Here is a 13,168-nt window from a genome sequence, read left to right as displayed (position 1 = left end):
TTGGACTTGATCTAAATAGAGGCTATATTTGCCGAAAATAAAAATGCCACACGGTTCGGACCCGTGTGGCTAAACCGGAAATCCGGCTCACCTTTAATCTCCATTAAAAGCCATGCAAATTAAGAAAATTTTGCTATTGGGCATGCTATGTGCCTGTGTAATTTTTACTTCTGCCCAAAACCGATTGTTGAGCATCTCGGGGCAAATCAAATCCAATGATGGAAATCCTCTTCCCGGGGCTACCATTAAAATCCACAAAACCAATTATGGTACATCAACAGACCAAAGTGGAAATTTTAAACTCTCCAATATTCCTCTGGGAAAATATACCATACAGGTATCTGCAATTGGTTTTAAAACACAGAAAAAGGAAATCAATGTTGCTGATGGTCAGATTGGAAATTTAAACTTCAACTTGTCAGAATCTTCTGAAGAGATGGAAACCGTTAATGTAATTGGGAGAACGGCCAATCAGGAAGTTAACCGGCAGGCTTTTAATGTAACTTCAGTTGATGCCAAGAAACTTTACAATACAACTCTTGATATTTCTGGTGCTTTAGATCGGGTAGCGGGCATTAGGGTAAGGGAGTCGGGAGGGGTTGGCTCAAACTTTAACCTTTCTTTAAATGGTTTTTCAGGTAATCACGTGAGGTATTTTATTGATGGTATCCCGATGGATAATTTTGGATCATCGTTTCAGATCAACAATATTCCCATCAACATTGCCGATAGGATCGAAGTGTATAAAGGTGTGGTACCCATGTGGCTGGGCTCTGATGCCTTAGGCGGTGCAATCAACATTGTAACTGGCGATCGTTACCGCAATTACGTTGACGTCTCTTATTCATTCGGATCATTTAATACACATAGAAGTGTAATCAATGCAGCGGCTACTTCAGCAAATGGGCTAACCTTTCAATTAAATGCCTTTCAGAATTATTCGGACAATGATTATAGGGTAAATGTAGAAGCTTCTGATATTTACACCGGAGCTTATGCGCCTATCGCATCTTTAAGGAGATTTAACGATAAATATCACAATGAAACTTTAATCGCAAATGTGGGCGTGGTGGATAAAAGTTATGCCGATAAACTTTTGTTTGGGATTACTGTTGGTCAGAATTATAAAGAAATACAAACCGGTGCCAGGATGGTTTCGGTTTTCGGAGGCTGGCACCGTAGGGGTAACATCTTAATGCCCACCTTAAAATATAAGAAAGAAAACCTGATCAAAGGTTTAGATGTAACCATTAATGCAAACTACAATTTAGGTAACGAGCAGAATATAGATACTTTAAACGTTCGGTACGACTGGTACGGAAACAGTAAACCGAATGGAACGAATGGCGAACGCTCCAGGAGTTTGTACAAATACAAAAACAACAATGGCTTGGCAACAACCATGTTGAACTACAAAATAGACGACAATCAATCGGTAGCGGTAAGTAATGTATTTACCACTTTTAACCGAAAAGGGAGCGATGAATTAAATCCTACCAATGCAGATTACGAAAGGCCAAAGAAGACCAATAAAAATGTTTTGGGGCTAGGTTATAATTTCGATGTAAAAGACCGATGGAGCGCAACAGTTTTCGGGAAATATATCAATCAGGGCAATGTTAACGGAAGTGGCAGCACTGCCGGTAAAAATAGTATCGATAGGTTGGGTTATGGCGCTGCAGCTACTTATTTTATTAACCGGAACACGCAGTTAAAAGCTTCATACGAGCTTACCAACCGTATGCCTGAGGCTCAGGAGATTTTTGGTGATGTAGAAAACCAGGATGCCAACCCAAGCTTAAAGCCGGAAAAAAGCAACAATTTTAATTTAGGCCTTAGCTACGGCTTTTCTATTAACCGGGAACATAATTTCTCTTTTACGGCCAATGGTATTTACCGCAATGCGACCAATTTTATCTATAACAGATTGAACCAAAATCAATCGAAACTTGTTGCCGATAACCGCGATGGGGTAAGAACAATAGGTGGTGATGCCGAAATCAGGTATTCGTATAAAAATTGGTTAAGTGTTGGTACCACAGTTACCTATCAGAATCTCAAAAATCTTCAGAAATATGAAGTTAATCCAAGTACGGGCGAAAAATTCACCAATGTAAGCAATGTATACCTGGATCAGATGCCTAATATTCCATACCTATATGGCAATGGAGATGTTTCGGTTTCATTAAAAGATCTGGGCCGTAAAGGCAATAATTTATCTATTGGTTATAACTTGTTGTATGTGCATGCTTTTTGGTTGTACTGGCCAAGTCAGGGCGCAGTTGGAGATAAAAAGGTGATTCCACAGCAGTTCAATCACGATTTAAACTTCGTTTACAGCTTAAAACAAGGTCGCTACAATATTGGATTTGAAGCCAAAAATATCACCAATGCTGACCTCTTCGACAACTTTAGCCTTCAAAAACCAGGTAGGGCTTTCTACCTAAACCTGAGGTATTTCATCAATTAAAATCAATAATTAATACATAAAAAAAGTAATATGAAAACAAACTTTACCAAAGCGTTTATAGCTTTAGCTTTCGCTGCAGTACTAACCTCGTGTTCGAAAAAAGAAGAAGGCGAAAGTGTTCCGGAAAATCCAGGAAACTTTATCCTCGCCGTTACGCCAGTAGCTTCTACAGGTGTTGCCGATTATTTGCTTACTGCCAGTGATCTGGATAAAGGCACAATCTCTACCGCTGGAAACGGAGTAGAACAAGATGGAACTTATCGCTATTATGTTACGCACAACAATAAGTTTTTCAGCATGCTTTACGGGCAGGGAAATCCAGGTGCGGTAACTACCTACAATATTTTAGCCGGCAAACTAAATAAGGTTTCTAATTTTCAGACTGAAACCGTTCAGGCTTTTGCGCCAGTTAACGACGATCTGTTATTGATTAAAATCCCGAGAAATTTAGCTGCTCCAACAGCAAGCTGGTATAAAGTAAATACCAATAGCCTTTTAATCTCCGGAGAAGGAACATTAGATGCCACAGCTCCTGCAGATAATGGAGAAATCGCGCACTTCAGCTGGATTAAACAGGTAGGAAATAAAGTGTATGCGCCGTTTTTCTGTATCAACGGCAGCAGGTTCTGGACAAAATATCCTAACACCGCCTGGATAGCCGTTTATTCTTATCCAGAAATGAAATTAGAGAAAGTAATTAAAGATGACCGTACAAGTTTTATCGGAAGGTATTTTACTGATGGGTTGGGCGTAGTAGAAAATGGAGACGTTTATGCATTCTCGAGCTCAGTAGCTGTTGACGATAATACTGAAACCACTGATGTGCTTACCGATTCGAAAATAACCTCTACCAAACCTTCAGCAATTACCAAAATCAAAGCAGGCACAACCGAATTCGATTTAACTTATTTTCTAGATTTTGAATCTGTATCCGGTGGTTATGTAATTACCAATTGGATTTATATCGGTGGTAATAATTTCATTGTAAATGCGATATTAAAAGCCAACAAAGGCGCTTACACAGTAGGTAAAACCATAGGCGTATTAAATGTAGTTGATAAAACCTTCAAAAAAGTTACCGGGCTTCCTGCCGAAACTGCTATCTCTAGCATCACTACAAATAACTATACGCCAAAAGATGGAAAGTTGGCTTACCTGGGCTTCAATTTAAGTGATGGTACAAGCTACGTGTATAAAATTGATGCTGCTACAGCAACGGCTACAAGAGGCTTAAAAGTAGAGGGCGGAATAATCACTGCCGTTCAGCATTTAAAATAACAACAAATTATCATCTCAAAAAACTAAGCAAGACAGAACAATGGCAACGGTAAATAGAACTACTCCAGTAAAGAAAAAAAATAAAGATTCGCTGTTTAACAGCATCAATAAATGGCTTCACCTCTGGCTCGGCCTAATATCGGGCGTCATTGTTCTTATTGTTTGTATAACCGGCTGTATCTGGGTTTTTAATGAAGAAATTACAGGTTTATTGGAGCCTGAGACCAAAATTGAAAAGCAGGATAAACCTGTGATTACACCATCGCAACTGGGTGCAATTGCGTTTAAGCTTTATCCGGAAAAGATTCCTTCGTATGCACAATACCAACAGGGAAGGGCGATCAGTTTAAACTTAAGGGGAAAAAAGGATGAAGGACGGCGCGGAGGAGGAACCATTTTAAAAATTAATCCTTATACAGGAGAGGTAATCAGTAAAGTGGTACATAAAAAAGGAGAGGTCGATTTTTTTAGGTTTATCCTCAACGGTCACCGTTTCTTGTGGTTACCTTATGCCATCGGAAGACCAATTGTAAACTATGGAACCATGATATTTGTGGTTTTGTTGATTACGGGATTAATCTGGTGGTATCCTAAAAAATGGAACAAATCAACCCGCGATAAGAGTTTCAAAATTAAATGGGGTGCTTCATTTAAAAGGGTAAATCTCGATTTACACAATGTACTGGGCTTTTATTCTTTAATCTTTTTGCTTTTTATCGCCTTGACAGGAATGGTTTATGGCATTAAATGGTACAGCGAAGGTTTATATTGGGTAACCTCTGGTGGGGATAAATTAGGCGATTTCCAACGTTTGGAATCAGATTCTTTAGCTGTTGGAAAATTCTATACGCCACAAAAAGCGATGGATCTGGCCTGGCAAAAAGTAATTCGCCGTCATCCAAAATCGCAGGGTTTTTACTATAATTTCCCCGATACTTCAAAAGCAAAAGCCACGATCAACATTACGGTTTATCCCAATACAGGTCAGTTTTACAATAACCAAGGGTATACCTTCGATCAGCATACTTTAAAAGAATTTAAACGCGAAGGTGTTTATTCCATTGCTTATGAAGCGGCTGGTTTTGGTGGTAAACTTCGCAAAATGAATTACGATATCCATGTTGGGAGTATTTTGGGTTTCCCTGGTAAAGTGATGGCTTTTTTAGCGTCACTAATAGGGGCAAGTTTACCTATAACTGGCTTTCTAATCTGGTATGGTAGGAAATTCAAGAAGAAAGCGGCAAAAAAGGCGCCCGTTTTAACCGAAGGCAATAATAAGCCTGCTGGTTTTAAGCCGAGCGCTAAAATTCCGGTAAAAAAAGTGGAAGAAGTTTTCTAAAGTTCGTCATTTCGAGCGAAGTCGAGAACCACGTAGTGCTCAGCGAAGCTAAATCTATCTCGAGATAGATCTCTCCGTTCAGCTAAGCTTCAGTCGAGATGACGACGATTTTATTAAACGAAAAAAACCGGACATTGCTCGGTTTTTTTCGTTTAAATGCCTTACAATTTTACCTTTTTAGTTTTTGGTTCTGGTTTTTCAGGTAATTGTATCGATAAAATCAAATCAATGCTTTCCGAGTTGGTTTCATAATCGGATGCAATTTTTTCCCATCTTTTTAATTCTGCCTGTAGGTTTTCAATTTCCTTGCCTAATGATTCGATCTTATTCTGGATTGATTTTCTAACGTTTGTATTTGCCATAACGCAAAATTATGATTTGATGGCATATCTTTAAACTTCTTTGCGATAAGAATGCCTGTAAAAAACGTTATGTGTTCTCTTTCAGTGAGTTTTATTCTTGTGAAATTTTCAACAATAGTGAAGAATCACCGAATTTGCTTACGATACCAGATAATTGTGCAATGATTTGCTATTTTTACCCAAGATCTCCAATAAAAGATGAAGAAAAATAATACCTGCGATCTTAAAACCTGTTTTATGTGCCAACTCACACTAAAAGAGTGGCACCCTGCTATCGAGAGCCATAAACGAAATTTTATCGCTAAAAAAGGGGAAGTAATAATTAAAGAGGGCGACCCGGTTAGTGGTGTTTATTTTGTTACTTCGGGCAATGTAAAAGTGCATAAACAATGGGGCGATAAAGAATTGATTTTACGTTTTGCTAACGACGGAGCCATCATTGGACATAGGGGAATCAGCAGCAGTATTTCTACTTATCCAATATCGGCAACTGCTTTAGAAACCACTAAACTTTGTTTTGTAGATATCGATTTTTTTAAATCCACGATAAAAGTAAACCAGGAATTTGCCTACGGTTTATTAATGTTTTATGCCGACGAGTTGCACGCCTCGGAAAAGAAAATGCGTAATTTAGCTTTAATGTCGGTTAAAGGAAGGCTTGCCGTGGCTATTTTAGGATTGAGAGATCAGTTTGGATTAGATGCCGAAGGATTTTTAAATTTAGCACTAAGCCGTCAGGATCTGGCCGCTTTTACCGGTGCCACTTATGAAACCGTTTTTAGGACCATGAACGAGCTGTTAACAGAAAAGTTAATAATTGTGAAAGGAAAGCAAATTGGTATTTTAAACGAGGCCGGACTAACAGATTTGAGTAGTAAATAATTAAGGTTTATAATTTTAATTATTTAAAATTCGTTGTTGTTACACTGAGCGTAGTCGAAGTGTCTTTTCAAAACATATATTTCGCTCGGCTTAACTGATAAATAGTTTTTTAATTATTGATATTATATGTTAGGAATCGTTTTATGTGGAGGGCAGAGTTTACGGATGGGCTCTGACAAAGCTTTGCTCAGCCATCAGGATAAACTATGGGCGCAGGTGGCGGCTGACAAATTAAGTGCGCTCGATCTCCAGGTAAAATTCTCAGTTAATCCATCGCAGCAAGAAACTTATGCGAGTTATTTCGGGAATGAGCAATTGATTATCGACAATCCTTCGCTTGATATCAAAGGGCCATCATTAGGGGTGCTTTCTACTCACTTATCAAATCCTGAAGAGGATCTTTTCTTATTGGCCTGCGATATGTTGTTGATGGAAACCAGGTTGTTGGAAAAGCTAATGCATTCGTTTAAGGCTGATGACGCTTTCCAGGCTTATATTTTCACCAAAGATGATCAGCAGGAGCCTTTATGTGGAATTTATAAATCGGAAGGTTTGAAAAAAATTGTACAGCTGCTGCAAACAAATGGTTTGGCCAAACACAGCATGAAATACGTTTTAAGTAATTTGCGGGTTTGCGAAATTGCCCTTGAAGACCAGGATTATCGTTATTTCAGTAATTTTAACTCCCATGCCGAAATAAATGGCTTATAATCGGCGCTCGACAAGTGAGTTGTAAAGATTGAAGATTTCAGGTTATTCTTAAATCTCATCGTCATGCTGAACTTTTTTAGCATTGTTTTTGGCAGGAAAGGCCCTGACCACGAAGTAGCTATTAGGCCTTTAATAATATAAAAACTGCTAGTAAAATAAATTACCTTCGGTGAGCTCGCTAAGGCTCGGTTCAGGGTGACGGCCACACTAACCTAACATTGAACTTAAACAGTCAATATAAGTCATCAAATTCAGATTTACAAAAGCTGTAATGCCGATTGATCAATCTTAGTGAAATTGTCTTTTTCTCCTTCACAAAGCACGCAACAATAACCTTCAGGTAAATCTTTAAATGCCGTACCTGGGTTAATGCTGTTTTCAATTTCGCCAATGCGCTCGTTGTACACCGTTAAACAATTGTTACACTGGTATAAAAACTCGCCGTCTTTTTTTATTGTTTCTTCAGGTTGAAAGTGCAGTTTCTGATTACCGGTTTTTATCGCATTTAAACGGTATTTGTAAAACTTAAATATCGAACGCCTTACTTGTTCCGGTAATAAAAAACTAGGATTACTCCTGCTGAAAATTTCGCCGGTACGCTCGTTGGGGTTAAAATCCTTAGCACAAAGGATATCGTAAACGGGGAGTATTTTTAAACCCAATATATTAATCAAGTGGCGTTTTTGGATCAGGATACTACTGAAAACCTCACTTTTTTTGCGTGTTTTAATGCCAAAGCAGATTCCAAAGGTCCTGGTATCATCAATGCTTAAATGTTTAACAAGGAAATTTTTTAACGCTAAGCCCTCGTTACAATTGTCTTCCACCTGAAAGTTAAGTTCGTTGGCCGCATGCCGCATATTGATCTCAAATTCTTCGAGCAGGCCATTCCAAAGGTTTTTATCTTTTTCATCAATTCCTTTTATAATAATGGTTTTCCAGGAGGTACAGCACAGCTGACCAAGTTTGGTATCTAAACAAAGCTGGCAGAGTTTCTTTAAAAATGGAATGCTGAACAATTCATCACGCCTATAGATTCCCAACCAATATTTGTTGTTATAACGGTTTAAGCCTTCGTAATAAGGTAGGTTAAATGAAGATAGCGATACGGTGTTTTCAGCAGGCTTAAGAATGAAATTGTCCTGATCTAAAAATGAAAAGAGTTCTTCACCATTGGCTTGTGGATTATCTACAAACTGTGACTGATTGTTTTTGATAATACCCTCCAGTACTTTGGTAACCTGCGCAATATGGTTGGTGTAACAAAGCTGATTCCATTCATAGGTTACATTTGTTTTTGGAAACCGGATAATCAAGTGCCAATAATGTTCGGATTGTGAAGAGGCAATCCAGTTGATATTACCCGTTAACATGGGCGTAAAACTTTGATCGCTATCGCAGATATTGACTTTAACGGAAGGTTTAAAGTCGATGTCGTCTAAAACATCTTTGTATACGCCTTCAGTAAGCCAGGTTTTGCGGATAAAAATCTCTTCAGCAGGATAAGAGCTGATAATATTCGGAAAATTATTGGTATCTACTTCATAATCGATCCCAAGCTTGTCCATTTCACCTGTAAATATGGCAATATTGTAGGTTGTGGTATCAATCAATAACTGCTGGCGGAGGCCAAAACGAACATATTGGATCCGTGCTTTTGTAGCTGCAACCAAGATGTTATACAGGTTGCCCGGTGATATGATTCCGCCTGGAAAGTTAATGATGATGGTTTGATACATGGTTTAGCTATTTAGAAGTCCAAATTCTACTACTGCCTTTGGAAAGTTTTTGTTTTCATGCCCTGGTCTGCATAATTTTAAAAGCGCAAACCTTTGGATATTAGTGAGTTTTCGCCACTGGTTTATGGAGAGCTGTAATGCTAATTCTGTGGCCTTTTCTTTTAGCATCGTAGGGATTTGATGTAAGTTTCCCCAATCGGGCAGGGGGTCGATTGCCAATGTGGTAGCTTGATTTCCGGTATATTTGGTAATCAGGCCAATCAGAAATTGATGGTACTTATCTGTTTGTTCCTGAGTTGAAACCGGTAGTAAAGCCAATTGGATTCTTTCTGATGGATGAAATTTGCTCCATTCTGCCAATTTTAGTTTTATTCCTGCTGCATCCATTTTAAAACGCACGATCATGGGGATGCAGCGCACATTTTCTTCAATAAAATCTTCTTCGAACTTAAAATATTCAATCCCTTTAAGGTTTTCAAATTCTGAAGGCTCCATTTTTACTTTCATCACTTTGTTTAATTTTAAATGTTCTTTAGCAATCTGTCGTCATTACCGCGGAGGCGGGAATCTTAAAGCTTATTGTATTACGATTCCTGGTCGTTTACTAATAACAATTTTCAAAAATCGATCTTCATTGCTAGGAGGAACGACGAGGCAATCTTTCCAACCTACGATAAAGATTGCTTCGTCGGCTGAAAAAGCCTTCTCGCAATGACGAGCTCCCTAGAAAAACCTGTCATCAGAAGCCCTTTATCTTTTTCTTAAAACTGACTGCAAGGGATCACTAACTGCAGAAATCTATCATTTCTCTACTAAAACCTGCTTAGGTTCCGTTTTTAATACATTTACAAAAGAATCTAATATGGCTTTCACCTCAGGTCTGCAGCTACCACAACCCATTCCGGCACCTGTGAGCTGGCAAAGCTGCAAATGATCTTTACAGCCATCTTTAATTTTGTTGATCAGGTTTCCTTCGCCAACACTGTTGCAGCTACATACGGTTTTGCCTATAATAGGTTCGGTTGTTTTGCCACTTCTTAACAATTGAAGCCGCTTTTCGCTCAACTCCATTTTGTTTTCGATCAGGTTACGGAACTCCAAAAACTCACTTTTATCGCCGATTAATATGGCCCCAACCAGCTTATCGCTGTGTACAATGCATTTTTTGTAGTAACGTTTGGCTTTATCTATAAAAACAATTTCCTCATAAGTAGGGTCATTGTTCGGTATTTCGGCCAACCCTAATGAACAGAGCTCTAAACTGTGCATTTTAAGGATATTCATGAGCAGGCTGCCCTGGTAAAATTTAGCAATATCTCCGCAAAGAAATCTCGCTACTATTTCGGCCTGTTGTTCTGCAGCTGCGGTAATGCCATACATCTGACCTTTAAATTCGGCAATTTCGCCAATGGCATAAATGTCTTTTTCGTTGGTTCTCAGGTACTCATCAACTACAACACCTCTTTTACATTCTATACCTGCTTCTTTAATCAGTTCGGTATTCGGAACGGTGCCTATGGCGATCACCAAAGATTCGCAATCGATCAATAAACCACTTTTTAAACGGATGCCCGAAATGCTTTTTTCTCCGATAATCCGGTCTACTTCATCATTGTAAAAAACCTCAATGCCCTTGCTTATCAGTTCTTCATGTAGTAATTGACTGCCCAATGCATCCAGCTGGCGACCCATTAATCTCGATATCCGTTGGATAATCGTCACTTTTGATCCTGTTTCAGCTAAAGATGTAGCCAATTCGATTCCCAATAAACCGCCCCCAACAATTACTACTTTCCCATTTGTGGTATCCACATGTTTTTTAAAACTGTCGGCATCATTACGGCTGCGCATGGTAAATATGCCGTTTAGTTTCGGGATATCTTTAAGCATAAAAGCCCTGCTTCCGGTGGCCAGGAGCAGAACATCGTAATGGTGGGTTTCTCCATTACTATCGGTAACGGTTTTGTTTTCTTTGTTTATTTTTTCGATACCTAACCCACGGTGCAATTTAATTCTATAATCGTTTTCCTCACTGTCGCTCATTTTAATGAGGTTATGCCAGGGTAAAGTGCCAATAATATAGTCGGGGAGAAGTACCCTGTTATAAAAAGGGAAATTCTCTTTGCTAAAGATCTCAATATCATCTTCGGTATTTAAAGCCCTGTAACTTTTAACAAAACCACAGGCACCAGCGCCAGCACCAATAACAATGATCTTTTGCCGGGATTTTTGATGTAGTTTTACTTCTATAGCACTAAATTTAAAATCGGGTTCTTTGCTTTGTGGGTCAACCAGGTTATTGGTGAGGTTATTCACCCGGTTTAGATCGCTTTTTAAGATTTTGCCCCAATGCATCGGCATAAAAACCACACCAGGTTTAATATCTTCCGAAAATTTTGCTTTTACACGAACATTTCCACGTAAACTGGAAATTTCAATAATATCGTTGTCCTTAATGTTCCTAGCTTCGGCATCAATCGGGTTAATCTCTAAAAAAGATTCGCTAATATGCTGGTTCAGTTTATTTACCTTGCCTGTTTTGCTTCGGGTATGCCATTGATCTCTGATTCTTCCGGTGGTTAAAATCAATGGATGTTCCGGCGTTAGAGCTTCCGATTGGTTTTGATCATCAAATGATAAAATATTGGCTTTTTTATCTGGTGTATAAAACTGATGATCGGTAAATAACCTGGCTGTTCCGAACGCCTTTTCTTGCTTCGGGTAAGGCCATTGAACGGCTCTTTTTTCTTTTAAAATCTCGTAATTAAGCCCGCTGATATCGATATTGGTTCCTTCGGTAAGGGCTGCATGCTCGTTGTATATTTCGGAAGCGCTTTTGAAATCGAAACCGTGATAGCCCATTTTTTTTGCAAACCGGCAGATAATTTCCGAATCTGGTAAGGCCTCTCCAGGTGCTTCTGTTACTTTGCTGAGGTAGGAGATGTAACGGCCAGCATTGGTCATGGTGCCTTCTTTTTCTACCCAGGCAGCAGCGGGTAAAACTACGTCAGCGTATTTTAAGGTTTCTACTTTGTTGCTAATGTCCTGAACAACCACAAACTTCGCTTTTTTTAATCCTTCTTCGGCTAAACGAACATCTGGCAGACTGATCAACGGATTGGTGCATAAAATCCATACCGCTTTGAGCTTTCCGATATTCAGTTCATCGAACATCTCTGTTGCGGTTAAGCCTGGTTTAGATTGTATGGTACCCAATGGGATCTGCCAAAATTTTTCGACCTCATTCCGGTGGCTTTCGTTAGCTAAAACACGGTGTGCAGGCAATAAATTACTTAAACCGCCAACTTCTCGTCCACCCATGGCATTTGGTTGCCCGGTGAGTGAAAATGGTCCGCTCCCAGGTTTGCCAATATGGCCGGTAATCAGGTTTAAGTTGATTAATGAAAGATTTTTATTGGTACCTACCACACTTTGGTTAAGCCCCATAGTCCACATGCTGATAAAACCTTTTGCATTGCCAATGTAAGATGCAGCCAAGCGGATATCACTTTCTTCGATGCCACAAATTACTGCTGCTTCGGCTACTGAGGTTTTGAAAACGGCCGCATGGTATTTTTCATAACCATTGGTACTGTTGATGATAAAATCAGCATCGATTTTTCCATCTTCAATTAAACATCTGCCGATGGCGTGGTGAAGGGTAATATCGGTGCCCGGATTGAGCTGCAGATGGACATTGGCAAGTGAGCAGGTCTGCGTTTTTCGAGGGTCGCTTACAATGATTTTTAGGTCTGGATTTTTTTGCTTTGCGGCTTCAACACGGCGCCAAAGGATAGGATGGCACCATGCTGGATTTGCGCCCGCAACAAAAATACAATCGGCAATTTCAATATCATCGTAACTGATGGGCACGGTATCTTCACCTAAGCTCATTTTATAACCAACAACCGCACTGCTCATACATAAGCGGCTGTTGGTATCGATATTATTGCTACCGATAAAACCTTTAATCAATTTGTTTACTACATAATACTCTTCCGTTAAACATTGCCCGCTTGCATAAAAAGCCACACTATCGGGTCCATGTTTTTTAATCAGTGCTTTAAAAACGGCTGCTGTTCTTTCCAGTGCGGTATCCCAGCTTACCCTTTGGAGTGGCATGTTTTTGTTGTAGCGCATCTCGGGGTAAAGCAGTCTGTCGCTTTTGTCATTCGCCGTGTAATGAAGATTCATGCCTTTACTGCACAACATGCCTTTGTTTACAGGGTGGCTTTTGTCTCCTTCAACAGTTATCCGCTCATGGATATCTTTATTTACCACAATACCGCAACCTACGCCGCAATAGCAGCATGTTGTTGTATTATTTAGCGATATATTCTTTTCTTCTTTCAATGATCAACGGTATTGTAGGTAGATTTTTACTTTT

Annotated in this window: 9 protein-coding genes; 5 read left to right on the top strand and 4 right to left on the bottom strand. The window is 39.3% G+C overall.

What is annotated here, in order from left to right:
- Positions 1–112 precede the first annotated feature (112 nt).
- From AC1RJ8_RS09155 to AC1RJ8_RS09145, 3 genes are read left to right on the top strand one after another with little or no spacing between them, the layout of a single operon-like run.
- A complete protein-coding gene (locus tag AC1RJ8_RS09155; RefSeq protein ID WP_492953382.1) occupies positions 113–2,470 on the top strand; it encodes a TonB-dependent receptor in 2,358 nt (785 codons plus the stop codon).
- Positions 2,471–2,500: 30 nt separating this feature from the next.
- The gene (locus AC1RJ8_RS09150) at positions 2,501–3,748 is read left to right on the top strand and encodes a DUF4374 domain-containing protein (protein ID WP_492953383.1); all 1,248 of its coding nucleotides are present in this window, start codon (positions 2,501–2,503) and stop codon (positions 3,746–3,748) included.
- A gap of 40 nt (positions 3,749–3,788) precedes the next feature.
- Positions 3,789–5,087, top strand: a complete 1,299-nt coding sequence (locus AC1RJ8_RS09145) for a PepSY-associated TM helix domain-containing protein (protein ID WP_492953384.1) — start codon at positions 3,789–3,791, stop codon at positions 5,085–5,087.
- Between the two features lie 161 nt (positions 5,088–5,248).
- Here AC1RJ8_RS09145 and AC1RJ8_RS09140 read toward each other — a convergent pair whose 3' ends face one another.
- A complete protein-coding gene (locus AC1RJ8_RS09140) occupies positions 5,249–5,449 on the bottom strand; it encodes a hypothetical protein (protein WP_492953385.1) in 201 nt (66 codons plus the stop codon).
- 198 nt (positions 5,450–5,647) lie between these two features.
- Between AC1RJ8_RS09140 and AC1RJ8_RS09135 the strand changes: the two genes are divergently transcribed.
- Both AC1RJ8_RS09135 and AC1RJ8_RS09130 read left to right on the top strand, forming a co-directional pair.
- Complete coding sequence (locus AC1RJ8_RS09135; protein ID WP_492953386.1) at positions 5,648–6,331, top strand: Crp/Fnr family transcriptional regulator; 684 nt, start codon at positions 5,648–5,650, stop codon at positions 6,329–6,331.
- Positions 6,332–6,457: 126 nt separating this feature from the next.
- Positions 6,458–7,042: a molybdenum cofactor guanylyltransferase gene (locus tag AC1RJ8_RS09130; RefSeq protein WP_492953387.1), complete on the top strand. Its 585-nt coding sequence runs from the start codon at positions 6,458–6,460 to the stop codon at positions 7,040–7,042.
- A gap of 257 nt (positions 7,043–7,299) precedes the next feature.
- Here AC1RJ8_RS09130 and AC1RJ8_RS09125 read toward each other — a convergent pair whose 3' ends face one another.
- The 3 genes from AC1RJ8_RS09125 to AC1RJ8_RS09115 form a co-directional block, all read right to left on the bottom strand.
- On the bottom strand, positions 7,300–8,781 hold the full coding sequence (locus tag AC1RJ8_RS09125) for a rubredoxin (protein WP_492953388.1): 1,482 nt from the start codon (positions 8,779–8,781) through the stop codon (positions 7,300–7,302).
- Between the two features lie 3 nt (positions 8,782–8,784).
- Positions 8,785–9,288 (bottom strand): nitrate reductase associated protein, encoded by a 504-nt coding sequence (locus tag AC1RJ8_RS09120; protein WP_492953636.1) that lies wholly within the window; start codon positions 9,286–9,288, stop codon positions 8,785–8,787.
- A gap of 294 nt (positions 9,289–9,582) precedes the next feature.
- Positions 9,583–13,134 (bottom strand): molybdopterin-dependent oxidoreductase, encoded by a 3,552-nt coding sequence (locus AC1RJ8_RS09115; protein ID WP_492953389.1) that lies wholly within the window; start codon positions 13,132–13,134, stop codon positions 9,583–9,585.
- Positions 13,135–13,168 lie beyond the last annotated feature (34 nt).

The organism is Pedobacter sp. GW822-FHT03F06 (assembly GCF_058801365.1).
This window is presented reverse-complemented; position numbering and strand designations above follow the sequence as displayed.

Excerpts from the sequence above, each read along its gene's own strand:
- AC1RJ8_RS09155 (WP_492953382.1), top strand. The coding sequence starts at position 113 with ATGCAAATTAAGAAAATTTTGCTATTGGGCATGCTATGTGCCTGTGTA.
- AC1RJ8_RS09150 (WP_492953383.1), top strand. The coding sequence starts at position 2,501 with ATGAAAACAAACTTTACCAAAGCGTTTATAGCTTTAGCTTTCGCTGCA.
- AC1RJ8_RS09145 (WP_492953384.1), top strand. The coding sequence starts at position 3,789 with ATGGCAACGGTAAATAGAACTACTCCAGTAAAGAAAAAAAATAAAGAT.
- AC1RJ8_RS09140 (WP_492953385.1), bottom strand. The coding sequence starts at position 5,449 with ATGGCAAATACAAACGTTAGAAAATCAATCCAGAATAAGATCGAATCA.
- AC1RJ8_RS09135 (WP_492953386.1), top strand. The coding sequence starts at position 5,648 with ATGAAGAAAAATAATACCTGCGATCTTAAAACCTGTTTTATGTGCCAA.
- AC1RJ8_RS09130 (WP_492953387.1), top strand. The coding sequence starts at position 6,458 with ATGTTAGGAATCGTTTTATGTGGAGGGCAGAGTTTACGGATGGGCTCT.
- AC1RJ8_RS09125 (WP_492953388.1), bottom strand. The coding sequence starts at position 8,781 with ATGTATCAAACCATCATCATTAACTTTCCAGGCGGAATCATATCACCG.
- AC1RJ8_RS09120 (WP_492953636.1), bottom strand. The coding sequence starts at position 9,288 with ATGAAAGTAAAAATGGAGCCTTCAGAATTTGAAAACCTTAAAGGGATT.